Source organism: Natronotalea proteinilytica (assembly GCF_055379935.1).
In genome coordinates this window covers 2,968,280-2,994,566 of record NZ_AP043947.1, presented here as the reverse complement: position 1 = coordinate 2,994,566, position 26,287 = coordinate 2,968,280, and the positions used below count along the sequence as shown (strand labels likewise).

The 26,287-nt window shown below is 58.8% G+C and carries 24 protein-coding genes; 14 read left to right on the top strand and 10 right to left on the bottom strand.

Annotated features, from left to right (window positions below):
- Nucleotides 1-32 precede the first annotated feature (32 nt).
- From glyA to ACZ5AL_RS11905, 3 genes are all read right to left on the bottom strand, one after another.
- Nucleotides 33-1,346, bottom strand: coding sequence for a serine hydroxymethyltransferase (gene glyA, locus ACZ5AL_RS11915; protein WP_464510622.1), 1,314 nt, complete (start codon nt 1,344-1,346; stop codon nt 33-35).
- Nucleotides 1,347-1,416: 70 nt separating this feature from the next.
- Nucleotides 1,417-1,740 (bottom strand): DUF4359 domain-containing protein, encoded by a 324-nt coding sequence (locus ACZ5AL_RS11910; RefSeq protein WP_464510621.1) that lies wholly within the window; start codon nt 1,738-1,740, stop codon nt 1,417-1,419.
- A 12-nt stretch (nt 1,741-1,752) separates the two neighbouring features.
- On the bottom strand, nt 1,753-2,511 hold the full coding sequence (locus ACZ5AL_RS11905) for a DUF4159 domain-containing protein (protein WP_464510620.1): 759 nt from the start codon (nt 2,509-2,511) through the stop codon (nt 1,753-1,755).
- Between the two features lie 102 nt (nt 2,512-2,613).
- Between ACZ5AL_RS11905 and ACZ5AL_RS11900 the strand changes: the two genes are divergently transcribed.
- The 10 genes from ACZ5AL_RS11900 (at nt 2,614) to ACZ5AL_RS11855 (ending at nt 14,090) form a co-directional block, all read left to right on the top strand.
- Nucleotides 2,614-2,808, top strand: coding sequence for a hypothetical protein (locus ACZ5AL_RS11900; protein WP_464510619.1), 195 nt, complete (start codon nt 2,614-2,616; stop codon nt 2,806-2,808).
- A gap of 42 nt (nt 2,809-2,850) precedes the next feature.
- Nucleotides 2,851-3,018: a zinc ribbon domain-containing protein gene (locus ACZ5AL_RS11895; protein WP_464510617.1), complete on the top strand. Its 168-nt coding sequence runs from the start codon at nt 2,851-2,853 to the stop codon at nt 3,016-3,018.
- 26 nt (nt 3,019-3,044) lie between these two features.
- Nucleotides 3,045-4,229: a JmjC domain-containing protein gene (locus ACZ5AL_RS11890; RefSeq protein WP_464510616.1), complete on the top strand. Its 1,185-nt coding sequence runs from the start codon at nt 3,045-3,047 to the stop codon at nt 4,227-4,229.
- Between the two features lie 3 nt (nt 4,230-4,232).
- On the top strand, nt 4,233-4,790 hold the full coding sequence (locus tag ACZ5AL_RS11885) for a DinB family protein (RefSeq protein ID WP_464510615.1): 558 nt from the start codon (nt 4,233-4,235) through the stop codon (nt 4,788-4,790).
- 41 nt (nt 4,791-4,831) lie between these two features.
- Nucleotides 4,832-6,256, top strand: a complete 1,425-nt coding sequence (locus ACZ5AL_RS11880) for an amidase (protein WP_464510613.1) — start codon at nt 4,832-4,834, stop codon at nt 6,254-6,256.
- Nucleotides 6,257-6,297: 41 nt separating this feature from the next.
- Nucleotides 6,298-8,889, top strand: a complete 2,592-nt coding sequence (locus ACZ5AL_RS11875; RefSeq protein ID WP_464510612.1) for a bifunctional aspartate kinase/diaminopimelate decarboxylase — start codon at nt 6,298-6,300, stop codon at nt 8,887-8,889.
- A 24-nt stretch (nt 8,890-8,913) separates the two neighbouring features.
- Nucleotides 8,914-9,354, top strand: coding sequence for a tRNA (adenosine(37)-N6)-threonylcarbamoyltransferase complex ATPase subunit type 1 TsaE (gene tsaE / locus ACZ5AL_RS11870; RefSeq protein ID WP_464510611.1), 441 nt, complete (start codon nt 8,914-8,916; stop codon nt 9,352-9,354).
- Nucleotides 9,351-10,631 (top strand): bifunctional folylpolyglutamate synthase/dihydrofolate synthase, encoded by a 1,281-nt coding sequence (locus ACZ5AL_RS11865; RefSeq protein WP_464510609.1) that lies wholly within the window; start codon nt 9,351-9,353, stop codon nt 10,629-10,631. The genes tsaE and ACZ5AL_RS11865 overlap by 4 nt, the downstream gene beginning before the upstream one ends.
- A gap of 40 nt (nt 10,632-10,671) precedes the next feature.
- Nucleotides 10,672-12,009, top strand: a complete 1,338-nt coding sequence (locus ACZ5AL_RS11860) for a glycosyltransferase family 4 protein (protein ID WP_464510608.1) — start codon at nt 10,672-10,674, stop codon at nt 12,007-12,009.
- A 101-nt stretch (nt 12,010-12,110) separates the two neighbouring features.
- A complete protein-coding gene (locus ACZ5AL_RS11855; protein ID WP_464510607.1) occupies nt 12,111-14,090 on the top strand; it encodes a hypothetical protein in 1,980 nt (659 codons plus the stop codon).
- Between the two features lie 24 nt (nt 14,091-14,114).
- On the opposite strand, the gene ACZ5AL_RS11850 is transcribed toward ACZ5AL_RS11855, so the two are convergent.
- The gene (locus ACZ5AL_RS11850) at nt 14,115-14,945 is read right to left on the bottom strand and encodes a tetratricopeptide repeat protein (RefSeq protein ID WP_464510606.1); all 831 of its coding nucleotides are present in this window, start codon (nt 14,943-14,945) and stop codon (nt 14,115-14,117) included.
- 72 nt (nt 14,946-15,017) lie between these two features.
- Nucleotides 15,018-16,547, bottom strand: a complete 1,530-nt coding sequence (locus ACZ5AL_RS11845; RefSeq protein ID WP_464510604.1) for a glycosyltransferase — start codon at nt 16,545-16,547, stop codon at nt 15,018-15,020.
- A gap of 207 nt (nt 16,548-16,754) precedes the next feature.
- Here ACZ5AL_RS11845 and ACZ5AL_RS11840 point away from each other — a divergent pair, with 207 nt between their 5' ends.
- Entirely contained in the window at nt 16,755-17,342 is a 588-nt protein-coding gene (locus tag ACZ5AL_RS11840; protein ID WP_464510603.1) for a hypothetical protein, read from the top strand.
- Nucleotides 17,343-17,548: 206 nt separating this feature from the next.
- Nucleotides 17,549-18,076: a hypothetical protein gene (locus tag ACZ5AL_RS11835; RefSeq protein ID WP_464510602.1), complete on the top strand. Its 528-nt coding sequence runs from the start codon at nt 17,549-17,551 to the stop codon at nt 18,074-18,076.
- 205 nt (nt 18,077-18,281) lie between these two features.
- Here the strand turns inward: ACZ5AL_RS11835 and ACZ5AL_RS11830 are convergent, their stop codons facing one another.
- The 4 genes from ACZ5AL_RS11830 to ACZ5AL_RS11815 form a co-directional block, all read right to left on the bottom strand.
- Complete coding sequence (locus ACZ5AL_RS11830) at nt 18,282-19,193, bottom strand: hypothetical protein (protein ID WP_464510600.1); 912 nt, start codon at nt 19,191-19,193, stop codon at nt 18,282-18,284.
- 180 nt (nt 19,194-19,373) lie between these two features.
- Nucleotides 19,374-22,166 carry an alpha/beta hydrolase family protein gene (locus tag ACZ5AL_RS11825; protein ID WP_464510599.1) on the bottom strand — a complete coding sequence of 931 codons (2,793 nt, stop codon included), beginning with the start codon at nt 22,164-22,166 and terminating at the stop codon, nt 19,374-19,376.
- A gap of 119 nt (nt 22,167-22,285) precedes the next feature.
- Nucleotides 22,286-22,657, bottom strand: coding sequence for a hypothetical protein (locus ACZ5AL_RS11820; RefSeq protein WP_464510597.1), 372 nt, complete (start codon nt 22,655-22,657; stop codon nt 22,286-22,288).
- Nucleotides 22,658-22,662: 5 nt separating this feature from the next.
- Nucleotides 22,663-22,959: a hypothetical protein gene (locus ACZ5AL_RS11815; RefSeq protein WP_464510596.1), complete on the bottom strand. Its 297-nt coding sequence runs from the start codon at nt 22,957-22,959 to the stop codon at nt 22,663-22,665.
- A 593-nt stretch (nt 22,960-23,552) separates the two neighbouring features.
- On the opposite strand from ACZ5AL_RS11815, the gene ACZ5AL_RS11810 reads away from it, so the two are divergent.
- Entirely contained in the window at nt 23,553-23,900 is a 348-nt protein-coding gene (locus tag ACZ5AL_RS11810) for a hypothetical protein (RefSeq protein WP_464510595.1), read from the top strand.
- A 160-nt stretch (nt 23,901-24,060) separates the two neighbouring features.
- On the opposite strand, the gene ACZ5AL_RS11805 is transcribed toward ACZ5AL_RS11810, so the two are convergent.
- Entirely contained in the window at nt 24,061-24,573 is a 513-nt protein-coding gene (locus ACZ5AL_RS11805) for a carboxymuconolactone decarboxylase family protein (RefSeq protein WP_464510594.1), read from the bottom strand.
- A gap of 246 nt (nt 24,574-24,819) precedes the next feature.
- Here ACZ5AL_RS11805 and ACZ5AL_RS11800 point away from each other — a divergent pair, with 246 nt between their 5' ends.
- On the top strand, nt 24,820-26,109 hold the full coding sequence (locus ACZ5AL_RS11800; RefSeq protein ID WP_464510592.1) for a dihydroorotase: 1,290 nt from the start codon (nt 24,820-24,822) through the stop codon (nt 26,107-26,109).
- Nucleotides 26,110-26,287 lie beyond the last annotated feature (178 nt).

Sequence of the window (26,287 nt, the reverse complement as noted above, 5' to 3'; positions counted from 1 at the left end):
CGTCGTTGGGTAGGATATACGTTCAGGTCAGGTTAAGCAACGGCCATGTCGTAGAGCGGGAAGCGATCGCAGAGGGCTTTAACGTCGTTGTGCACCTCGGAGCGTACGTCTTCGTTGGTGGGGTCACTCAACACGCGGTCAATTAAGGCGGCAACGGTGCGGTGCTCGTCGGGGCCAAATCCGCGTGTGGTAAGCGCCGGGGTGCCCAGTCGGATTCCGCTCGTAACGAACGGACTCTTGTCATCGTACGGCACCATGTTTTTGTTGGTCGTTATGCCGGCGGCCTCCAATGCTTCCTCGGCTTCTTTGCCGGTTAAATCTTTATTGCGCAGATCGACCAGAATTAAATGGTTGTCGGTGCCGCCGGAGACGAGATCGTAGCCGCGCTCCATAAGCGCTTCGCCGAGCACCTTTGCGTTTTCAACGATCTGCTGCGCGTACATTGTGAAGTCCGGCTGCAGGGCTTCACCAAAGGCAACGGCTTTGGCGGCAATAACATGCATGAGGGGACCGCCCTGCGTGCCCGGAAACACGCCGGAGTCGAGGACCTCGCCCAGCTGTTTGGTGCGTCCGCTTTTGCGGGCGGTAATGCCAAACGGGTTTTCGATGTCGTTGCCAACGAGGATCATACCGCCACGAGGGCCGCGCAGGGTCTTGTGGGTGGTGGTGGTTACGACATGGGCATGCGGAAGCGGATCGTTGAGCACATCGGCAGCGATGAGGCCGGCGGTGTGGGCCATGTCCATCCAGAGGAGCGCCCCCACCTCGTCGGCAATCGCACGAAACGCCTCGTAGTCGAAGTCGCGCGGGTAGGCGCTGGCTCCAATTGAGATCATCTTGGGCTGCACCTCCAACGCCTTATCGCGCACCTTGTCCATGTCGATGCGTCCGGTATCGCGTTCTACACCGTAGAACTGCGCTTCGTAGAGGATGCCGGAGAAGTTGACGGGACTGCCGTGCGTGAGGTGGCCGCCGTGCGCTAGGTCAAGACCCAGCAGCGTGTCGCCGGGCTGTAACGCTTTCAGGTAGAGGGCTGCGTTGGCTTGGGCGCCTGAGTGCGGCTGCACGTTCACCCAGTCGGCACCGAAGAGCTCTTTGGCTCGGTTCCGCGCCAGGTTTTCAACCACATCGACATGCTCGCATCCGCCGTAGTAGCGCTTGCCGGGCAATCCCTCGGCATACTTGTTGGTCAGCGGCGACCCCATTGCTTCGATGACAGCGCGCGAGGCGAAGTTTTCGGACGCGATCATCTCCAGGCCATCGTTCTGGCGAATGACCTCGTTTTGGATGGCGGTATGTACCGCCGGGTCTTGGGCCGAAAGCGATTGGTTGAAAAGCGTAGACATAAGCAGAGGGTAACAGGTGGATACGTTGGGAAAAGGAGGATGCCGAAGCAGGCGGCCCCTTCAAACAGGGTTATTCATCGTCAGGATCCAGTTGAATAAACCGTCCAGCAATCCCGAGCCACTGCAGGTCGGCATGGCCATCGTCGTTCAAGTCAACGGTGTAGGTGCTGGCGAGCAGGTAGTTGGAACGCGTTGTGAACGATTCGGCTTGGGCCGAAAGCGCGCTGCCTCCAATGCTGCCAATAGCGTCGGTGAGCCACGAGTCGTCGCCGATTTCGTCACGGATCAGTTGAGATGCCTCGTCTTCAACGTAGGCTTCAAACGACTCCATGCCTGGATTGGTAAAAACCAGACCGCCAAGCACGAAGGCGAGAATAAGAGCAGTTAAGCGCATAGGAGGCAGTGGTTAGTGAGTAAGGGCGTAGGTTAGAATATTCACGCCCATCTCTTTGGCCGTGCGGCGTACGTCGGGCGGATTGTCATGTACGGAAGGGGGCTCCCAGCCATCGGTGATGTTGGACTCGTACAGGTAGTACACCACCAGACGGTCTTCGTGGAACAGCCCAAAGCCCTGCGGGGGCTTGCCGTCGTGCTCATGCACTTTGGGCGGCCCGTCCGAGAAGTCATACGGATGGTTGTAAATAGGGTGATCGTACGGGATCTCTACAAAGTCCTGTTCAGGAAACACCTTCTCCATCTCGCGACGCACGTATGGATCGAATCCGTAATCGTCGTCAATGAACAGGAATCCGCCGGTTTCCAGGTAGTGACGCAGGCGTTCAACCTCGCGCTCGGAAAGCTCAATGTTGCCGTGTCCACTCATTACGAGGAACGGGTACGTGTAGAGCCGGTCTTGCTCAATTTCGACGACATCGCCCTCGGCGGACACATCAATGGAGGTGTGCGCGTGCACGAACGAGAGAAACTCGGGCAGTGGCGTGTGGGCCTGATACCAGTCACCTCCGCCACCATATTTCACGGCAGCGATACGAAAGTGCGGATCATCGTCGGGCAGTTCTATGGTCGCCTGCGGAGCGATTGGAGCGCTCCCTGTTGGGCTCCCTCCTATACCCCAAAGCGCAACCAACAATCCGGCAAGGTATAGCACAGCCCGGGTCTGGCTCATGGTGCGGCGTGTCTGCATCCGAACGAAGTAAGAAATCATGAGCCCATACGCGTCCCCCCGGTACGTGTGCCGAACCATCGGTGCGTGCTCTATGTTAGCAGCCTTCCGCTATCTTTTCTGCTCTGACTGCGCTTGCATCTTATGTCTCGTGTCATTAAAGCCCTGTTGATTTCGGCGGCGGCCACCGGCGCGGCTGCGCTGATTCTGCGCCAGCTCGATCTTGAAAACGCCCCCCGTTCTGCGCCCGATGCCTTCCCGGGAATGGAGGCAGAGGATATGCCCGAGGAGGACCTTAACTTGCTGATGCGTGAGTTGGCCTCGCAATTGGGCGTGTAGCGCGCCTCGGCCTGTCGATTTGTACCTGTAGATGCGTCGGTTATGTCGGAAATTCGCGAATGCCCGTCTTGCGCGCTCGACTACGAGCACCACGACGACACGGAAGTGTGTCCGTATTGTGGATACGAATTTCCGCAACGCAAGTTTTCTACCACCTGGGCAGCGGTGCTCTTCATTGTGCTGATGATTTTGTTTGCACTGATATGGTAGCCTGCTGCTCGTAATGTGCTGTACCTATGCCTACCCCTCCGCTTGGCGATCTGTCGCCGCGCGCGTTTCTTGATACGTACTGGCAAAAGAAGCCGCTTCTGATTCGGGATGCGTTCCCCGACTTTACTCCGCCTGTCGATGCAAACGAATTGGCCGGTCTAGCCTGTGAGTCGGATGTGGAAAGCCGCATCATTCTTGAAGAGGGCGGGGCCTATCCGTGGGAACTGCGGCATGGGCCGTTTGCGCCGGAGGATTTCCAGACGCTGCCGCCTACGCATTGGACGCTCCTGGTGCAGGAGGTCGACCGGCTGGTGCCCGAGGTGGCGCGCCTGCTCGATGCGTTTGACTTTGTGCCGTCGTGGCGCCTCGACGACGTCATGATCAGCTTTGCACCGGAGCACGGAAACGTAGGCGCGCATATCGACCACTACGATGTGTTTTTGCTGCAAGCGCAAGGGGAGCGCACCTGGCACATTGGGCATACGCCGGTTGAAGACGAGTCTATCGTGCCCGACCTGGATGTGCGTATCCTATCCGACTTTACGCCCGACGAAACCATGGTGGCGCGTCCGGGCGATGTGCTGTACCTGCCGCCGCGCGTGGCACACCATGGCATTTCGCAGAGCGACGACTGCCTGACGTTCTCGATCGGCTTTCGGGCGCCCAGCCATCGGACGCTGCTGCAACGTTTCGTTCAGGATGCCGTGCAGCAACTGCCCGAGCACGACCGCTACAGCGATCCCGATCGGCCACTGCCCGAGGCGCCGGGGGAGTTGCCGCCGTACGACCGCGAGCGGGTGCGCGCGTTGCTGCGCAGTCGGATGGAGTACCTGCTTTCTGATGATGAGGCACTCGACGATTGGTTTGGCCGGTCAATCACCACACCGGCCCCCGGACGCAATGCCGTGCCGCCGTCCGAATCGATTGCGACTGAGGAGCTTACCGAACAGCTTGTGCAAGGAACGGACCTGCGACGGGGACCGGTTGCGCATCTGGTATATACGGAGACTCCGCCCACCCTCTACGTGAATGGCGAGGCCCGCCCGCTCACCGAGGCTACTGCTTCGCTGGCGCCTCGCATCGCCGGACGGGCTCGCATCCCGGCAGACGACCTTGTGGATCTACTCGACCGTCCTGCTGTGACCGAACTGCTTACCGAACTCGTAAACGAAGGTGTTCTGGAGTGGGATGTCGCATTAGAAACCCCGTAATCTATGTCTGATCTACCCGCTCAACTCTCCGAATATCGGGATGCGTTCGCCCAGTGTGCCCGAACGGCTCGACGCATCTGGCAGGAGGCATCACCGGGTACGCTCATCATTCCGCCCGAGCCCGCGGCCTGGTCGGCAGCGCAGTGCCTGGCGCATCTGAACGCCACCGCAGGCCCCTTGGTAGATGCGATGGAGTCGCGCATCTTCACAGCGCAGCGCCATGGCCCGTACGGCACGCCGCCCTTCGAGTATGCATGGTACGAGCGACTCTTCATCGCAACGGTAGATCCGAACAATGCATGGCGGATACCGGCGCCTCCGATGACGCGTCCGGTGCCGCAGCCTGACCCAAACGCAGTGCTTAATTCGTTTTGTGATTTGCAAGAGCGGCTGTCTGTGTGCGTTGCGCGCAGCCACCGTCTCGATCTGAGCCGCGTGCGTGCGGCATCGCCCGTTATTCCGCTGTTTGCGATGAGCATTGGCGCCTGGTTTGTCGTTACGCTCAAACATCAACAGCGTCATTTGCAGCAAGCCCGGCGTGCTCTTGCAGCCGTTTCCTAAGATCCACACTCGTTTCCCCTGACTATCTGTTTTTGGTTTGCATGGCCGCTTCCATTGCCGATCCTCGTTTGTTTCCGGATGCCACCACCTTATCTGCATCGCGGGATGTGGGCGACCTCACCATCCCCGACATGCTGCGTACGCACAAGGAGCGCATCCACAACATGCAACCTGTGCTGAACGCTGCCACCGATTGCCTGCACACGCGTATCGATCGGGCGATTGATGCGCCACCAGGCGGACCGTGGGCGGGCATTCCTATCAGCGTCAAGGAGACCTTCGGATTGCAGGGCGAGCCCGTTACCGCAGGGTCGAAGCGTGCGCCTCACAAAACGCCCAGTACGGATGCCACACTGGTGCAGCGCCTTACTGAGGCGGGGGCCGTTGTCTGTGCGCGGGGCAACATCCCCGAGTTCGCCATGACACACGAAACAGAAAACCTGCTGTACGGCGCCACGCGCAACCCGCTAAACACCGGACGCAGTCCGGGCGGGTCCAGCGGAGGCGATGCGGCGCTGGTCGCCTCGGGCGCGGTAGCCGTTGGGTTTGGATCGGACCTCGGCGGCTCCATCCGGCACCCGGCGCACTGCTGCGGAATTGTCGGGTTCAAGCCGGCCTCGGAAGACATCGACTCCACCGGAACCTGGCCCCTGCTCGATGAGGAGCCTCCGAAGCCGCTGTTTGCCGACAGTATGCTTGCCCTCGGGCCGCTGACGCGCTCCGTCCGCGATGCTCGGCAAGCCTACGCGTATGCCGCCAACCGTACGCTGCCCGACCCGCCTGCACTGGAAGAGGCACGCTTGCTCACGCCCGTCGACTTTACGATTAACGCGCGCAGCCGTCTCATTCCCGCTGCAGTTGATTACAGCCGTCGGCAGTTGGAGGCGCAGGGGCTGCAGCATCAGCCAGTACGGGTGCCCGATGCCGGGTCGCTCTATCAGGCGTACTTGACAATCGTAATTCGCGACTACAGTGCGTTTCTGTATGAGGCCCTCACCACCGAAGACGGGACCGCGCTTTCATGGACGCGCGAGTCATGGCGGCAGTGGCGCAACCGTCCGACGGTGCACTGGTACCTGTTTCGTCTGCTGGCCGGTATGCGTGCGCTGCAGCCCTCGGCGCAAGCCGGATGGAGCGCCGAAGCCGAAATCCGCCAAGCGCGCCGCGACATTCGCACCGTACTGGCCGACGACGGCGTGATGGTGTTGCCCACAAACGGTGCGCTTGCGATGGAGCCGGGCGAGGCGGCGGCGTACATGGCGCGCCCAGGTATTCGAGGGCTCTTTACGTCCACCATCTACCCCAACGTGCTGAACCTGCCTGCTATTACCGTCCCCGCATGGACGCATCAAGATGCGCGTACGGGGTTGGTGCCTGGGGTGCAGCTTATCAGTGCGCCGGGATCAGAGGCAATGCTTTTTGCCGCTGCCGAGGCGCTTGAAGCGGCCCTGCGCGATGGGCCCTAACGCTGTGCGTCTCCCTTTTTTATCTTTTGACTTTTGTACCTATGCCCTCGACCTCTTCCCGGTATACTGTTTGCAAGTTCGGTGGTACCAGCGTATCCACACGGAGCCGTTGGGATACCATTGCCACGCTCACCGAGCGCCGCGTGGCCGATGGCGCGCGTCCGCTGCTGGTGTGTAGCGCTCTCAGCGGGATTTCCGACCGCCTGGTGGCCCTTCTCGACGCCTCAACCGAATCCGATCGTACGACGCAACTGACCGCGATTCGGGATCAGCACATGGCGTTGGCCCGCGACCTGGAGGTAGATGGGGCTGCTGTGCTGGGCACGCGGCTACGTGCGCTGCGCCGTGCCGTGGCTGACCTGCCGCTGGAGCGCGATCCGGCGCCCCGCCAACGGGCCGAGGTGATGGCATACGGAGAGTTGCTGTCTACCGAACTCGGAGCAGCGTTCTTAAATGAGCAGGGCCTTGCAACCGATTGGATGGATGCCCGCGAAGTGCTGCGCGCCGATCGCAATGGCCACCTTACGCCCGCGCGGCGCTACCTCTCGGCTACCTGCGGCTTTTACCCCGACTCCATTCTGCAAAACCACCTGCAGAACGAGGCCGAGGTTATGCTCACGCAAGGTTTCATTGCAGGCAACGAAATTGGCGAAACCGTGCTGCTCGGGCGGGGCGGCTCCGACACCTCGGCATCCTACTTTGCAGCCAAACTCGAAGCCGAACGCCTCGAAATCTGGACGGACGTCCCCGGGCTGTTCACCGCCAACCCGCGCGACATCCCGTCGGCGCGCTTGCTGAAGCGGCTGGCGTACGACGAGGCGCAGGAGCTGGCCACCATGGGCGCCTCGGTGCTGCATCCACGCTGCATCGACCCGGTGCGTACGTACGGGATTCCTCTGCATGTGCGCTGCACCGATGCACCCGATATTGAAGGCACGGTCATCCGCGACGATGTACCCGACTACGGACCGCAGGTGAAGGCCATCTCGGCCAAGACCAACATCACGGCCATCTCCATGGAAACGCTGGGGATGTGGCAGCAAGTGGGCTTCCTGGCCGATGTCTTCAGCGTGTTCAAGCACCACGGCCTGTCTATTGACCTGGTGGCCACCTCCGAGGCCAACGTAACGGTGACGCTCGACCCGGTGGCCAATGCCCTCGACCCCGACACCCTCGACGCGGTGGTGCGCGACTTGAATGCGTACTGCACCGCGCGCGTCATTGAGCCGTGTGCGGTGGTGAGCCTGGTAGGGCGCCACATCCGTGCGCTCCTGGCCGACCTGGGCCCGGCGCTGGAGGTGTTCGACGAACAGAACATCTACCTGGTGTCGCAGGCCGCAAGCGACCTGAACTTCAGCTTCGTGGTGGATGCCGATCAGGCGCAACGCCTGGTGCGTGAACTACACGCCGAGCGCTTCAGTGCACGTCCAGCCGACGAGCTCTTTGGACCGTCGTGGTCGGAGCTGTTCGACACCGAGGACGACGCTTCCGATACACCGCTCTGGTGGCACACCGAGCGCAACGCCCTGCTCGACTGGGCCGACACCGCCAACACGCCCGGCTATGTCTACCACGCGCCCACCATCCGGACGCAGGCCCAGCGGCTGATGGCACTCTCCGCCGTCGACCAGCCGTTTTACGCGGTGAAAGCCAACCCCCACCCCGAGGTACTACAGGTGATTCATGAGGCTGGACTCGGTTTTGAATGTGTGTCTCCGGGGGAGGTGGAGCGCGTCTTTGAAGCGGTGCCCGGCGTCTCCCCCGAAAAGGTGCTCTTCCAACCCAATTTTGCCACGCTGGAGGCGTACCAGGATGCCTTCGACCGTGGAGTGCACGTCACCCTCGACAATGTGCAGCCGCTTGCACGTAACCCCGAAGTATTTGCCGGGCAGTCGCTCTTTCTGCGCCTCGATCCGGGACGGGGGCATGGGCACCACCGTCATGTGCGCACGGCAGGCGCGCAGTCGAAATTTGGCATCGTCCCCGATGAGCTTCCGCAGGCGCGGGCGCTGGCCGATGCGCACGACATTCGCATTCGCGGACTGCACGTGCACGTGGGCAGTGGTATCACCGATCCCGACACTTGGGCCGATATTGCATCGTTCCTGGGCTCCCTGGCGGCTGACTTTCCCGACGTAGAGATCCTGAATGTGGGCGGTGGCATTGGCGTGCCCGAACGACCCAACGGTACGCGCCTCCCCCTAAATACGCTAAACGAACGGCTGATGGAGTTTACGCGGGCTCACCCCCGTTACCGCCTGTGGATGGAGCCCGGACGCTTTTTGGTAGCCGAGGCTGGCGTCTTGTTGGCACGCGTGACCCAAACAAAGCAGAAAGGCGAGGTGGCCTACGTGGGGCTCGATGCCGGAATGCATACCCTGATGCGTCCGGCGCTCTATGGCGCGTACCATGACATTGTGAACTTGTCGAAGCTGGATGCGCCCAATGCACACACGGTGAACGTTGTGGGGCCCATTTGCGAGAGTGGTGATGTGCTGGGGTATAGCCGCCGCCTGCCCACCACCGAACCGGGCGATGTCGTTCTCATTGCTACCGTAGGGGCGTATGGCGCCTCCATGAGCAACACCTACAACCTGCGCCCGCGTCCGACTGAGCATGTATTCACTGCCTAACGACGCCCACTGCGTTTTTTGCCTATGTCTGCATGGATTGACTGGCTTCCGTATCGTGCTGAATCTCCGGATGCCACCCGTGCGTTTGGTGAGCGCTTGGCCAGTGAACTGACGCCGGGGACGGTGCTGGCGTTGCATGGCGACCTGGGGGCGGGCAAAACACATCTGGTGAAAGGAATTGGAGCCGGACTGGGATACGACCCAGCGGCAATTCGAAGTCCAACCTTTACGCTGGTGCATGCCCATGAGGGCGGACGCCTTCCGCTGTATCACATGGATGCGTACCGCATTGCCGATCCGGCGGAGCTGTATGAGCTAGGCTATGAAACCTATGTGTATGGGGAGGGCGTGTGTTGTATTGAGTGGCCCGAGCGCATGGCCGATCTGCTGCCCGACACCGCCGTGCACCTTGCCCTTCATCATGAGGAGCGCACTGTTCGCCACATTACCCACATGGAGTCATGACTGCCGATCCGATTGATGTGCTGCACGCGCTTCCCCGCTATGCCGGGCGCGCCGATGAGGGATACAAGCCGGGCTTAGACCGCATGCAGGCTCTGCTTGATGCGTTGAAGGTCGATGTGGGCGCCTTGCCAACCATTCACGTGGCAGGAACGAACGGGAAAGGCTCTACCGCTGCTATGATTGCAGCTATCGCGCAAGCCGCCGGATACACGGTGGGTCTGCACACCTCGCCGCATCTGTGGTCGGTTACCGAACGCATGCGCATCAACGGCGCGCCGATATCGGAAGCGACGCTGCGAGAAGATATTTTGCGCGCCCAAGCGGCCTTCGAACGGATTCAGCCCAGCTTTTTTGAGGCAACTGTGGCGCTCAGCCTGCAGCACTTCGCACGCCACAGCGTTGATCTTGCGGTGGTTGAGGTGGGACTGGGCGGACGCCTTGATGCAACCAACGTGGTGCAGTCGCAGGTAGCGGTGATTACCTCCATTGGGCTCGACCATACTGCGTTGTTGGGAGACACCCACGCTGCGATTGCTCGTGAGAAAGGCGGCATCATGCGGGCGGGGCGTCCGGTTGTGGTAGGCCCGCTTCCTGCAGAGGCTCAGGAGGCGCTCACTACACAAGCCCGTGGGCTCGGGGCTCCGTTCTACCCCACCCCCACCGGCACGCGCTGGAGAGAAGTTCCGTCCACCGGACGAACACTCATCACACCGCGTGGCTGTTATTCGGTGGAGGCCTTGGATTTTCCGGGCACGCATCAGCAGGCGAATGCCGCATGCGCAGTGCGGGCGTTGGAGTTGCATCCGCATCTGACAATCTCCTCGGAAGCGGTAACACGAGGGTTGCAAGGCACGCGGGCTTATACCGGACTCCACGGGCGCATGGAGCAGATCGCCACACATCCGCCCATCTGGGTTGATGTGGCGCATAATGCCGAGGGGCTTGCGGCCGCTTGTGCTACGCTGCCGCGGTGTCCTGGACGGTGCATTGTGGCTCTTGGGATGATGCGTGATAAGCCATTGGCCCCGCTCCTGGATGTGTTGGCTACAACTCCCATGTGTACATTGTGGCCCGTGTCGTTAGCAACGGAGCGTGCGCATCCAGGCCCTTCGGTTCAGCAGGCCGCTGCGAACCGCGGGTGGCAGGTGGCGCCCCCGCGAACGCTTTCTGATCATATTCGCGAATACGAAGCCACGGCTTCGCCCGAGGATATGCTTTTTGTTACGGGGTCACACTACACCGTAGCAGCCGTGCCGCCGCATGTGCGCCCCGGCTGATGTATGGGTGCACCACTGGATGATTTGACGCACGGATCACATGAAAGCGCTTTTTCATGTGGCACCCGCCTTTTACTTGTCGGTTGGGGTTCGTACGTTTTTGAGAAACCATCCCTATCTTATCTATAAAGCAGCCCCAGCATACGGGCGTTTTGGCATGCATGAATCGCCGCCCCATGTACTATTTATCAATCGCGTGTACCCCCCGGCCGCAGGGGCAACGGGTGCGATTTTGGCGGAGTTGGCCGAGCGATTGGTTCAGCGTGGATGGCGCGTGACGGTGGTTACGGGGCCTGCAGAGGGAGAACCCGCATCAACCATGCAAAACGGCGTCTGTGTGGAGCGTGTGTCTGCACTGCGCTTTACGCGAGCCAGTACATGGCGGCGTGCATTGGCCTATCTGTCGCACTATCCGGCGTTTCTGGCGCGTGCACTACGCCTTGAACGTCCCGATGTGGTGGTGTCAAAGACCGACCCGCCGCTGCATCTTGTCCTCAGCGCTCTGCTACAAGCCATCTGGCAGATACCAGCAGTGCATTGGGCGCAAGATGTGTATCCAGAGATTGCTGAAGAGCTGGGGGTCATCCCCCAAAACGGCTGGCTCGCACGTCTGCTTAGAACGGTTTCCACCCAAGCCCTTCATCGCCACCATCGCGTGGTAACCGTGGGACGTTGCATGCAAGAACGTATCGTACGCCGCGGCTATCCGAAGGCCCGTACTCGAGTCATTCCCAACTGGCCGCCTGACACCGTACATCCAGTGCCCCACGAAGCCAATGACTTTCGGGCAGCGCATGATCTGCAGGATCGTTTCGTTGTGATGTACTCGGGCAACATGGGGTTGGCCCATCCCTTCGACACCGTACTCGATGCGGCTGCACGCGTACAGCGCACCCATCCTGATATGCTTTTTGCCTTTGTGGGCGATGGACCTCGAAAACAGGCCCTCCACACACAGGTGCACGAGCGTGGGCTTGATAACATACGGTTTTTTCCGTACCAGCCCATGGAAACCCTTGCGCACAGCCTCAGCGCAGCCGATGTCCACATCGTCACCATGCAGCCTAAGCTGACGGGGCTTGTTGTGCCGAGCAAACTCTACGGTGTGTTGGCAGCAGGCCGCCCCGCGGTGTTTATCGGGCCGCCCCGTAGTGAGGCGGCACAGGTCTTGCGGGAACATACCTGCGGATCGGTGCTTGACCGGCCCAGTGCAGATGAGTTGGCCGATACGTTGCGCGAGTGGTACGCAGGAGCCGAGGAGCGCAGCGCTGCCGGACAGCGCGCACGACGTGCTGTAGAAGACGCTGCCGCTACCGCTGCCGCCGACTTTGACACCGTATTGCAGACGTGTGTCCGCGCGTCGGCCTATGCGACCTGACAGAACATAGCCATAATGAAAAGACATGTACCCTTTCCAAAACGTATAGACCCCGTTTCTTTTCTACGCCGCCCACCTGTGTTTAGCCTTCGATTTAGTTTATGAGCGTACTGTTACAACCGCCTTTTTTAGACATCATGTTGGGGGGGGCATTAGAGGGACTACCGCCCGTGGCATGGAAGGCGATATGGGGCTTTCTGGCGGTTGCCCTCTTTACACCGCTTGTGATATGGAGCGCACGTCGTTTGAAATGGATCGATTGGCCAACAGATGACCGCTGGCACTCGAAGCCGGTGGCGCTTATGGGGGGCATAGCGGTCTTTGCGGCGGTTGCCAGTACGGTTGCTTTTACTGGCCTGCTTGGCGTATACGATTGGCCCGTGTGGACCGCCTTTGGGTTGATCTTTGTGACTGGGCTCATCGATGATGCCTTTGACATCCGTCCCGAGGCCAAGCTTGTTGCCCAGATTTTGGGCACCGTGCTGATATTGTACGCAGGATATGCTTTCTGGGTAGGTGCTCCGTTCTGGATCCACATTCCGCTCACTTTTCTGTGGATGATTGGAGTTACCAATGCAGTCAACCTGATTGATGGCATGGATGGGCTGGCCGCCGGGCTCACTACCATTGCAACAGCTGTTTTAGGGGCCGTAGCGTGGCTTACGGGACTCCCTGGAGTGGCTTCTGTAGCATGGGTTGTGATGGGGGCTACACTCGGGTTCTTGCTCTTCAACTTTAAACCGGCTCGCATTTTCATGGGCGACTGCGGTAGCCTGTTTCTAGGATTTGTACTGGCTACCATTGCTCTTACCGTGCAAGGACAAGGGGAGCCGCTTGTGGCCACGCTGGTGCCCGTTGCCGTGCTGGCCGTGCCTATCTTTGACACGACATTTGTAACGGTTACGCGCATCTTGAATAACCGTCCGATTACCGAAGCCGGTACCGATCATACTATGCACCGCCTGGTGCTTCTTGGGCTTTCAGAACGACAAACGGTACTGCTCTTATGGAGCATTGGGGCTGCTTTTGGGTTAGGAGCACTTGCTTTGCATTGGGCCACACCGCCCCTATTTATTGCACTCACGCTGTTTGCTACATTAGCCTGCATCATTCTTGGCCTGTACCTGGCTGGCGCTTCAGGCTACCCTAAAATTGACATCCCATTGCAGGTAAAGCGCAAGACGGCGAGCCAACATGTTGGGGCTTTCATGCAAGCCGTGGCAGGCGGACCGTACTGGAAGTCGATTGCTGGCACCATTGCCGATTTGCTTGTGGTGGGGGCAGCGTTTGTGCTGGCCTTCCACCTTCGGTTTGATGGCGCGCCTCCAGCTCCTTATGCTGACCTTATGCTGCAGGCTCTGCCAGCGGTTATGGCCGCCAAAGTGGTGGTGTTTTACCTGTTTGGGCTTTACCATGGTATCTGGCGGCATGCCGGAACCTCTGAGTTTGTGCGGCTCCTTGGGGCCTCCACAACGGCGTCCATTGTTGTAGTAGGTGGTCTTCTGTTGTTCGCCCCCGCGGACTATATATCGCCCGCGGTTGTGGTGTTAGACTGGATGATCGCAACGGCTGCTATTGCCGCCATGCGGTTTGGCTTTCGCGGACTCCGACAGTACTTTGCTGCCCAGCGGTCCGATGGACATCGGGTACTGATTTATGGAAGCGACAGCCCAGCTGTGCTTGTGCTTCGCCATCTACGCGAAACGCCCAATTTAGAGCGAACCGTGGTCGGATTCATGGATCCGAAAGATAGTCGGGTGGGGTTGCATGTGCAGGGCGTCTCGGTGGTGGGTACGCCCGCGTCGCTTCCTGCGCTATGTGAGGAGCACGACATAGACGAACTGATAGTCCCTAAGCTTGCTACTACAGCAGCCCAACAGCGGGGGCTGGTGCAGCGCTGCGTGCATGTAGGCATCGACTGTCGCTTCTTTAGCCTCGACTTGCATCCTGCAGCCCCTGTACAGTTAGAGGCCCCCTCTGCAGATTATGGAACGTCTGACGGGGGATACGGCGACAGCGTGGGGGGGACTAGCAACAATGTAGCCCCTGAATCCTCCTCGGATTCGCCAAAGCGAGAATAGCGCAAGATCGCTTTGTTGTACGCGTTATGTGGCGTCTTCGCGTGCTTTAGTACGCATCTTGGAGGCCTGCTTAAGAAAAGTATCCTTCCGGTCAGGGTGCATGCGGGCCAGTTCTACGTACACGCGGGCCGCCTCATTGTACTTGCCTTGCGAGGCATAAATGCGAGCAAGTGTTTCCGACACCATATCATCCACATCGTCGTCAAGATCGGGAGGCGGAATCTCGTCGATTTCTGGGTCGGGTGTAATGCGAGCTGCCTCTAACTCTTGGATAAGGCGATCTAAGTCGTCCGTGTCTTCGCTGAGGGGGGCGTCTGCTTCGGCAGCAATGTCTTCAGCGAGTGAAGAGGTTGCCGGCTGTTGTTCACGAGCAACTTGTTCGGTTTGAGCGCGCAACGAATCGAGATCAGATGGCCCCTCATCCATGTCCATGTTAGGGAGTTGGAATTCGTCCGTGGGCGGCATCTCGGTGGACTCGTTTGGCGAATCTGTCGAACCCGTTGTCAGAGACGTATCCGGCTCATCAGAAGGCGAAGGCGCGGGAATGGGATCAGGCGGGGGAACGGCAGGAGGGGATGGATGATCAGGATTATTGGCCTTCTTTAGCGCATGACGCACCCGCGTACGGCCTTGCTGAATGGAGGGGCTGTGTGGCATGAGCACAAATGCACGATCCCACGTCTTTCGTGCTTTTGTCCATTGTCGCTGCGACTCGTAGGCACGAGCCAGAAGGACATAGGCTGCGGCGTGGGCTGGCGTGCGTTCAATCGCATCTTCCAACTGCGCAATGGCTGCTTCAGGGCTACCATTATGGAGATGGTGAAGCGCGTCTTGAATAAGTGATCGAGTAGCCATATTCAACGGTGCGCGGCCAGCGATAACGAGAGGGACACGGAAAGGTATTCAGTAAAGATACGAACTGCAGGACTACTTTGAAAGCGAAGAGATTGGTTTCGTAGTGCCTTCGCACGGAGACGCGCTTTGTGTTGATGAAATGTTTGCAGGCGTGGTAGTGCCATACGATTGCCAGAAGTCGGTGCCTGCCATCAACAAAAAGCTCAACGCCAGCGCTGCTTGAAAGGGAACGGCAACCCAGAGGCCCTGGTGAACGAGTGCGCCAAGACCGATGACGCAGTAGCTTCCCAGTGCGAACTCGCTCCACGCAATCGCATCCACCGATCGGGCGCGCTGCTCGGTACGTTCCACCGTGGCCTTTGGCGTTCGTTGAAAAGGGGTCGATACGCCTTGCAATGCAGCGAACACAGCGTGGGTATTGTTCACGGCCAGCCCCATCGATCCGAAGAAAAATGCAGGGAGGGTGCGCAGGGTGCGTGAGATGGAGGTTCCCAGGGTGCGCTGGGCATACCAGACGGCGCTCCCAAATGCGATAAACCCGAGCACACCCACTCCAAGGGTCCCCAAAAAGGACGGGCCTACAACGGTTGAAGCCTCCGCTAGCAGAAGAAGCGGGGCATGAAGGAGGGCTGCGCCCACGATGGCTGGAAAGGCCAAATGGGCAAGCAAGTGTATCGTGCCGGCGAGTTTAGTAGTAGAGGCAATGGAGGCGTTCCACAAGGGCTGCAGCAGCTTGCGAGCTGTTTCAATAGCTCCTTTGGCCCACCGGAACTGCTGGGTTCGCCAGGCAGAGATGGTGCGCGGCAACTCGGCAGGCACCTCCACATCCTCAACATAGCGGAACGTCCACCCAGCCAACTGCGCCCGATAGCTAAGATCGAGGTCTTCGGTCAGCGTATCGGCCTCCCAGCCCCCTGCTTCATCAATGCACGTGCGTCGCCAGATGCCCGCGGTGCCATTGAAGTGCATAAACGCATTGCTAGCATAGCGGCCGGCCTGCTCCAGCGCAAAATGGGCGTTCAGTCCCGCAGCTTGCCCCTGAGTGCACCAATTGTCCATAGCATTGCAGTGAGCCCATCGCGCCTGCACCAGTCCCACAGAAGCGTTGGTAAAGTGCGGGAGAAGCGACTTGAGAAACGAAGCTGGGGGTAGAAAGTCTGCGTCGAATACGGCAATAAAGTCGTCATCGGTGCGTGCGAGGCCATAGGCCAGCGCTCCGGCTTTGTATCCCGCTCGGTTCGAGCGCTGGATGTGCGAGATGGACACGCCGCGCTGCTTCCAGTGGGCAACCCGTTCGGCAACCTGCCTGGAGGTGCGATCGGTCGAGTCATCCAACACCTGTATGTGAAGCCGATCTAGTGGATAGTCAAAACGGGCGCAGGCATCGATGAGGCGCGGAGCCAGATCGGGTTCGTTATAGAGCGGAAGTTGGACGGTTACCGCGGGCCATTCGTCGGGGGGAGCAGGCGACGACGAGGTGTCTGTGTATGCACGGCGCGTACAGGCCCACCATCCCCAATGGAGGCCGTACACGGTAAGCAGTAACAGGCACACGCTGTACCCCGCTGCCACGCCAACCGCAAGAAAATCAACAACAGCCATGCAAGATGAGACAATAATCCAAAATGGATATGCGTGCACGAATAAGTAGCTCGCCGGTTCAATGCACGCGATACGTTCTGTGATCGTAAGACATTACGGCGGCTACTAATACACTGGGTGCAACGAGCGCCCGAGGCGTTACGTACAGAGGATATCGGATGGAAAAAGGAACACAATGTCCTGTTCAGACTCCTACTCCCTTTCCTTGTGTCAAAGAAAGAAAATATGGGAATGATCGTCCGTTTCTGGCAAGTACTATGTGGGTTGGTGCTGCTATCCATTGTCGTTGGTGGATGTAGCAGTGACGATGCTTTTGATGATTTGGAGCGTGGTACATTTGTTATCACGCTGCAGGGGGCTGTGGAGGATACCGTGCGCGGGCAGGCGTATGTGCGCCGTTCGGGAAGCAAGGTGCTTGGCGTTGAGCTTGACGCGGATAGCATGGGGTGGTCTATTGCGTGGGAACCGCACGAGGTGCAACAGGCGCCGTACCAGGTTGCTCATCAATCGCTTATCGAGCAAGCGGTAGCCGACCGTGTCTTGTACGATGATGAGCGCTCTGTTGAGGATAGCCTTAAGTGGGTAGCGGTATTTATGCAGCATCCAAGGGGGGCGTATCAGGGGACGCGAGGCATTGTTCAACCTGAAACGGCAGACGGCCCCGACCTGTCAGGGATCCTTGATGTAGAGCTTAGCCCCGATCTTGGAAGTGATGCCAATGTTTCAATGAAGGGCGCCTGGCATGCAGTGGAGGCGCCTCATGAGTTACCGCCTCATTTGCATCCCGAAGATTGACGCACCGGAGTCCAAAGTAAAAATCAATATATCTGGCTCTTAGCTGCGCAGATCCAACTGGTTTTTTACGTCGCACGCAGATCGTTTAGAGATCGGCACAAACAAATAATTAAGGGAGAAGGTACCAAGTCACGAATCGATAACATGCAGTGTTAGCTGTCTGCATCTCCATTGTCCTGGGTTTCTGAACAGGGTTTGCCCCAATTATGACGTCCCCCCCCTCCCCATCGTCCACCGAAAACGCGTTAAATGCGCTTGATACGCGCGACGTAACACTTCCCCAGCGCCTCTGGTCGTGGCTCGCCAAGCGGGCAACCGAGAATAACCGCTCGGTGGATGAGGTGCTTGCTCGTTTGATAGACGAGTACCGGCATCCTGAACAAGCGCAGGAAAACGACGACGCCTCATCACAAGAAAACCAGTCACAAGAAAACCAGTCACAAGAAAACCAGTCGCCAGATACAGCGGCAGAGCGGCTGCGACGCGTGAGCACGCGTCTTCAGAATCTGATTGATAAAACCAAAAACGAGGACGAATCTACGCCTGTGCAGCAGGCCGAACAGTTGCTGTCGCGCGTCGTGCAGAGTGCAGAAACCGGACCATCTTCTGAGGGCAATACGCCCTCTTCCGCAAACGGGGCTTCTATGTTTGACGTGGCGAATAAAAAAGAAGAAAGGCAAGAGGCTTCTCCCACCCGAAAGGGTAGCCGGCACACATCCGCAGACAGCGAATAACCGCTGCAGCTTTCGTGCAAAGGGCTATTTCTTCGGGTGGGGAGCCCTACTTTAAAAACGGCTCAGCCGGTCCAGTGTCACACGTGAATGGTACCGTCCGAAGTTGTTATCGCGAGGAGGGCGCCGGCGACTGCCGCGTCGCTGGCGCTCCTCGCAATGACATGCTCAAAGGCAATTTGGAAAGGCTGCTTGAGCTGTATACGGATTAGATCCAGGCGATGAATAGGCTGCCTCCGGGACGTACGGGCTGATCAAAACGCTCACTTTCAGGAAGAATCATCACGGCAATGCCATGAGGCGTGGCACCGTCGTGTTTGCCACTGCAACACTCCATTTGGCGGGCACTGGCTTCGCGGCTCTGCTCGGCGACGACGCGCAGGGCGTCCTCTGAAGTGGATACAAAGTGACTGCCTGAGAAAAGGGTATCACTTGGTATATACATATTGTTGAGAAAGAATACTTCCGCAGCGCTTTCATTAACAGCTACTACCTCACGGATAGTTGGAGTATACATGGAATTTTGAAACCATAGAAGATCGCCCACTTCTACTTCAGTAATTCTATCCCAAGAGGTATCAAAAATAATATAGTCGTTCTCAATTTTGATTAAACGGTTGGTCCAAAAAGCATCAGCAACATGCACCGAGGGTGCAAGAGTGCGCCCCGACCCGGATGAGATAAACAAGTCTTCGTCACTCCTTTCCACAGTATCCAACCGGATCTCGCCGGTGATAACCCGTCTAACCAAACGTTCGACCTCACGGGTCTCAACCATATCGCCAAGGGGGTGGCGACCTTCGACAGCGCGCAGTGGAGTATCGTTTTGCACTTTGCGGCCTTCTCCGTCAAACACGGCGATCATAAGCTGGGGGGAGATTTCGCCCTCCACTCCCTCGAGTTCAAGAGTCACCTCTCCGTGCTCCACCATCCATTCGGCAAAGCGTTCAGGCGAGATGCCGTCTTCGGCGGAGCGCTCCAACGCGCCGAGCGCGCGGTCGCTAAACTGCAGGTCGAAGCTGGACTGGGCTTGTACAAGTGCGGGGGCAATAAATACAAACAGCAGGAGCACGCTGACAAGGCGTAGCGGCGACATTAGGGAATGCTGTAGAATGCGCATGGGCTTGTGTAAAGTTGATTCATGTCCGTGCAAAATGACGCTCCGTCCAGAAACTGAACAGCGTACCGATATAGCGCAAAAGCATACGTCGGAGCGGACATGATTCGTATCCCGAAAAATAAAAAATGGGAGCCACCCGCAACGGATGACTCCCATTCGATACAATAACGCAGTTCGTTGCTACTCCACTTCGTAGCCCAGCGTGCGGCCTTTCTCCGTGGCAGGGATGCCCTCCTCAAGCCAGGCCGGAGCATCGCCGTCCATGAGGTAATGGTCGAAGAACTGCTGCATGCGCATCTGCCAGTCCACTTTCAGGTGGTACTGCGTGGGCCAGTGGGGCTCGCCGTTGTAGTTGATGAGCCAGGCCGGCTGCCCGAGACGACGCAGGGCCATGAACAGCTCTACGCCCTGTTCGAACGGCACCGCGCCGTCTTCGTCGTTGTGCATCATCATCAGGGGTGTGTCGATGCGGTCGGCGTAGAAGAGGGGCGAGTTCTCCCAGTAGCGGTTTGGGTACTCCCAGAGCGTACCGCCAATGCGGCTCTGCGTGCGCTCGTACTGAAACATGCGGCTGCGCCCGGTACCCCACCGGATGCCACCGTAGGCGCTCGTCATGTTGGCTACGGGAGCGCCGCCCTCGGCAGCAGCAAAGAGGTCGGTACGGGTGAGCATGTACGCGATCTGGTAGCCCGCCCAGCTATGGCCCTGCAAGCCCATCCGGTCTTTGTCGATGTAGGGCTCTTCGGCAAGCATCATCACGCCCGGCATGATGCTGTTGTAGGCGCTCTCGCCCGGATAGCCCTCTTCGTAGACAATGTCGGGCACAAACACGACGTAGCCACGGCTGGCATAGAAGGTGGGGTTGATGATGGAGCGATGCGGCGCGGGCGCCCAGTGGTTGTGCAGGTTGTCGCTGCTGCGCTCGTAAAAGTAGACCATGAGTGGATACGTCTCGCTCGCATCGAAGTCGTCGGGCTTGTAGAGAATGCCGTCGAGATCTTCCCCTACGAGTGAGGTCCACGACATCGGCTCGGCGGTGCTCCAGCGGTAGTCGGCCTGCTGTGGGTTGGCATCGCTGACCTGCACCGGCTCGCTGAAGTCGAGGCCGGTCGTCCACAGGTTCGGGAACTCGCGCACGTCTTCGCGCTGGTAGAGCAGGCGCTCGGCCTCGTCGGCCCGGGTGAGCGATGAGAAGCGCCGGTCGTCCATGATGAGTTCAGTGGGCGCGCTGCTATCGACCGTGCCGCGGTAGTAGCCTGAGGCTTTGGTGTCGGTGTTGAAGGCGTGCAGCATTAGCGGCTCATCGGGGTCGATCGCGTCGGCCTCCGGGTCGAGCTGGCGGATGCGAAACTGCACCTCCTCTGCGCGACCCATGCCGCCGGTGAGATTGGTCGGTGCCTCCGGATTGGAGGGATCGACTGCCCACGCGTCGAACTGATCGTAAAGGACAAACGCCTCGTCATCCGCCACCCATCCGGCGGATCCATACGGAAATGGTGGCATGGGCCGGTCGTGCTGTTCATCGTAAAGCGGCGCATCGATGGCCGCGCCCAGGTCGATGGGTGAACTGCCGGCTTCGACCGACTGTGTCCACCACGTTTCATCGGTGCCGTCCCACCACGTCAGATACTGCGCCTCGGGCGAGAGCGAGGCCGGATACTGCACGCCCTCCGCGGCGAGGCGCTCTTCGCCTGTGTCTACATCAATCAGGTAGACATCGTAATAGGTCGGGAAGTCCCACGACATTTCTTGTTGATACGGACGGTTGGTATTGGCAATGGCAAGGCCGGCATTGCCATTGTCGCCGACGCTCACACTGGGCCAGTCTTCGGTGGCGAGCTGTACGATGCGGTTGCCATCGTTCAGGTGCGCCACGGCTTGAAAGGTGCGGCGCAATTCCTGCTCTCGGTCGTTCAGTTGCACGCTCTGTGGACGCTCATCCTGCCAGTGCCAGATGTCTACCTCAACGGGTTCGTCTAAGAGCGTTGCGGTGGTATCGGGGTCGGGCTGCGGAGCGGTGCCAAAGAAGAGGCGGTTTCCGTTGTCAGAGAACGAGAGCGTTCCATGCTTACTTACCCACCAGTCAGCAGGAATCCCGTCGGTGTCGAGATCGGCAATGAGCGTGGCTTCCTCACCGAGCGTGGCGTGATACAGGGTGTAGGCTTCTTCATCGGCGTCGATGGCTTCGGCCTCGAGATCATCTCGGTTTGTAAGGAAGGCCACCTGCGTGCCGTCGTCGTCGAGCGCGAGGTTGCTGTAGGTGCCAGGGCCTTCAAGGAGCGGCGTCGTTGCTCCAGTCTCAGTGGCAAGGGCAAACACGCCATCGCCGGTGCTGTCGGGCGTGGCGGTGGTGTAGACCAGCCAGTCGCCCGCATCGGTGAAGTGATACGCACTTACGTGCTCGATTTCGGTCGTGTCGTCGTTGTCGAGGTCTTGCAGCACGAGGCGTGTGCCGGTATCGTCGCGCTCCTCGTCGTTCTCGTTTTCGTTTGCATCGCTATTCTCATCGCCATTTTCTATGTCGTCGGTGTGGTGATAGGCGAGCCAGCGTCCGTTGTCATCGGGGAGTCCAAACGAGTCAAGGTGCGGGATGCGCTGCATATCCCCTGATTCGAGATGCGCAACGGCGAGCGAGTCGGGCGCATCATCATCGTCGTGATCGTACGGCGGCACAAGACGTGTAACCACGTGGCGGCTGTCGGCGGTGAACTGCGCGTCGGTGGCGCTGCGCGGCACATCCAACTGATGGGTGCCCTCGTGTGTAGCCACGCGCAGGGTATCGTCGCCGTGTTCGGGGCCAAGCACATAGAAGAGCGCCTCGCCATTGGGCGAGAGGGTCTGCGTGTGGATCTGATTCCAGATAGCGTAGTCGTCGTGGTCAAGGATCTGCTGGGCGTGTACGGCCCCGCTGCTCATTCCCAGAACCAGTGCAAGCAAGAGCCCCCAGGCTCCGTGACGTATAGCGATGCGCATCAACACGTGGGTTTGTTGTAAACGATAACGGACGCTTTAGAAGGATACGAAATGCAGCATCCGACCTCAACCGCACTGTACCGGATGTCGCTCGTACGTGATGAAGTGCGACGGGACGGTCAGAACAGACCCGATACCTGCAAACCCAGTCGAATAACGTAAGACAGTACCACGGCGTAGGCAAAGCTCAGCAGCGTACCGATGATGATATACTCTGCGTGGGCGCGCTCCCGTTGCATACTGTCGAATCGGAAGATTGACTTGGCCGTGACCAGAAAACCGATGGCCGCCGGAGCGTTGGCGAGCACAAAGGTGAAGATAAGCGTTCGTTCCGCATAGCCGATAAGGCGCCCCGCGCCGGGAAGCCCGTCGTCATTGATTGCGCTGTCGTAACGTGCCAGCATGAGCCCGACCCACCATCCTCCGCCGTAGATAACGAAGAACGCACCAAGTACGAAAATGCTCAGGCTGATAGCTATTTCGATATTCATTGGTATCAAGCAGATATGTGGGCGATATTCGAAACGAGTGTTTGGTAGCGTTGCAGTGCATCCTGGAGGCGCTTCCAGTGCGCATGTCGAAGATGTTTGCTAAACGCTTGCTGTGTAATAGGCTGCGGATGCCACTTTGCAGCACATTCGCGTTGTGATACCGTGCCCTCTGCGGCTTGAGCAATCAGGTTTAGGTAAACAGCCTGCGCCTGTGCGTCCGTCCATTGACTGGTCAGATGGTCGGCCATGTCAGTCAGTGCAGAAGCTGCGAGCCCCACGGCGTGTGGTGCCGAATCGGGCATAACACATCGCATTCGATAGGGCCTTTTAAGTGTATCAAGCATCTCCCCGGAACGCTTAAAGGCGGGCCCTGTGCTTTGAGTGACCTGGGTCGTGTCCAGCGCATCGACCGTATCGACCGCAATAGCAACGCGCGTATCTCGCTGAGCGTGCCTGCGCACGGCTGCACGGAAGGCAACAGCAATGTGCAGCGCATACGTAGGATTGGTAACAACGAGTTGCCAGCTGTCCCCTCGAAACACGGAAACAGGATAGGGGGCAACCCTACCATACGCGGATTGCATCTGCTCGTGCGCAGTAGATATACCTTCCGCAATCGGTTCAGTAGCGTGGCCTCTTTCCGATTGAATTATATCTCCGGTAAGTACTGCGTATAAATCATCCATGCCACTTTTCCCACAACCAAAATAAGTTGTAAAAATAGAATACAACCTTTTTGGGTTGTTTGCAAATGCGTATCGGCAGCCGGAGGAGGAGCGCTACGCAGGTTCACCAAACCTTATTGGGATCACGGCACCAGTTAAGAAACTCAACTTGTTTGGATTGAATCTAAATAAATGGTTGTGTGCTCCTCAATGTAGCCTGTTCTGCTGATATGTCGCTTGCTTCCCCCGATACAACAGTTGTATACTCCACCGACGCCGGACATGTAGCGCGTACGTCCGACGGACTGGTTCGTATCCACATGAACGAGCTCACGTTTTCGGTATGTGCCGACGTGTTGCCCACCATGCAGCGCAAACTGCAGACGCTATGTGAGTCTGTGGAAGGCTGTGCGTGCTCACACGGGTGCCGGTGGCAATTGCGCATTCCGTGTCCGAATCAGCCGGTGCTCGTGCTGCGCACCAATGAAATGCGGGCGCTCGATGATTTGGTGCATGGAGCAGCCACGATGATCGAGCTCAACGCGATGCTGGAAGCGGCTTCTATTGATCGGGCATAGAGGAAGGCAGCGACGCAACAGGCCATTTCACCTCTCATGACAATAAAAACGCCCACCCTGGCACCACATACAGGCATGCCAAGATGGGCGGTACTGCCACGACTCAAAATCACCCTCTACGAGTCTGGCAGCATGTTGGGGCTGGAACGCGTCCAGCTCGTTATTGAAACTGCGGATCCACCGGGGTGTCGGCCAGGTGATTTACGTAGTTGCTAATCGTTTTTACGCCAATCAGGCCTACGATTTCATAGAGAGCGGCGGTAGTCAGCCCCGCTTCCTCAAACTCGGCCTTGTCAGCATCGCTCAACCAGCCGCGCTTACCAAGAAGGCGCTTGGTTGCCCGTGTGAGAAGTCGAGCGCGAGGGGTATCGGGAAGGCCGCCGTCTACAAGCGTTTGAATGGTGTCGGAGTCGAGTCCCGCTTGGGCTCCTGCTGCCGAATGCGCTTTGGTGCAGTAGTGGCAGTCGTTGTAGCCCGAGATAGCAAGAATCACCACCTGCTGTTCGGCGGGCGACAGCACGCCATTGCTCAAGTGGCCGTTGGCCTTCAGGTAGGTTTCGGCGACCGCAGGGTTTTGGCCCGCCAACTCATCAATCAGGTTCGGCACAAAGCCAAACGCATCTTGGGCCGCATTGCGAACGGCTTCTGCGTGGTCTTGGGTAGAGGTTGCCATAATATCAGCATGCATTGATTGGTCAGAATGCGTACGCGCCGCGAGGTCTCTCGCATGCGCACTGGATGGGTAGGCTACGCGCCGGCTCCGTTACGTCATCAATGCAACAAACGTGTTGAGACACATAGTTGGGCGTATCTTCACGGGAGTGTCACCCACAAGAGCGGAGTCAGGCATCGCATTCAACCGGGCTGGCTTGTATGTTGGGATGCGGACGCCTTTCCTTCCGCATGCCCCTTATGTGCCATGACTTCCGATGTGCTTTTCTACGGCGGGACGCTCGTTGACCCGTACGCCGAACGGACCTATGCCGCTGATGTGCTTATCCGCGATGGAGAAATCGCAGCCATCGCCTCCTCCATTGATCCGCCCGAAAATATCCTCCGTGTGGATTGCTCGGGTCGTTACCTGTCGCCCGGCTGGATGGATATGCATGTCCACTTGCGTGAGCCCGGATACGAATACAAGGAGACCATTGCGACGGGAACGCAGGCCGCTGCGTTTGGGGGATTCACTGAAGTGGCGTGTATGCCCAACACGAATCCGCCGCTGGATTCGAAGGCGCTGGTTGCATACGTGAAGCAGGCAGCCAACGGACCGGTGGCCGTGCACCCGATTGCTTGCGTGTCGCGTGGGCGAGCGGGAAAGCAGCTTGTGGATATGGCCCAGTTGCTTGAAGCAGGGGCTGTAGCGTTCAGCGACGACGGCGCGCCGGTGTACGATGCACAGCTTATGCGGCGTGCCCTTGAGTACGCTGCGCACCTCGACCGGCCTATCATTAACCATATGGAGGCTCCCGCACTAAACCCCAACGGCCACATGCATGAGGGGGAGGTGTCGGCGCGGCTGGGTATTCCAGGGATTCCGGCGTGCTCTGAAGAGGTTATGATTGCACGCGATATCGAACTGGCGCGGACTACGGGCGGGCACGTGCATGTGGCACATATTGCAACAGCGCGTGGGGTGGAATTGGTGCGCCGCGCCCAGGCCGATGGCCTGCCAGTCACCGCCGAGGTGTGCACGCATCACCTGGCCCTGACCGATGCGGCGGTGGAGGCGTCGGGCTTTTCAACCAATACGAAGATGCATCCACCGCTGCGCAGTGCGGCCGATGTGGAGGCCCTCAAGGCGGGTGTGGCCGATGGCACCATTGAGGTGTTGTGCACCGACCATGCCCCTCACGCACCACGCGAAAAAGACGTTCCGTTCACTGAAGCACCCAACGGTATCCTGGGGCTCGAAACTGCGTGGGGGCTTATTGGGCGTGAGCTACTGGATACGGAACGCTGCTCGCTCATACAGGTGGTGCAGGCGCTTACAGTGGCTCCTCGACGCATCTTGCGATTGCCGCAGCCCGAGCTGGCCCAAGGAGCCGCAGCCAACCTCACGGTGTTTGACCCCGATACGCGGTGGACGTTCACCGAGGCCGACATTTATTCAAAGAGCCGCAACACGCCGTTTGTGGACGATGAACTGATTGGAAAAGCGCACGGCATCTACCACCGTGGACAGTGGGTGCCGTGCGCGTCTGCGTAAGGAGGGAGCGGTTCGGAGCCCAAACTAGTTCTCTGTTGCACCTGAATGTTTGGGGACGGAGACCGTGCCAACCTCTGTCTCACAACCCCCTCCAAAAAACCTGTCATGGTGAGCACACGACGGGCCCAGCCCGGAGCACGCCGAACCATCTCCGCGAGGTTCAGCGGCTACTGGTGAT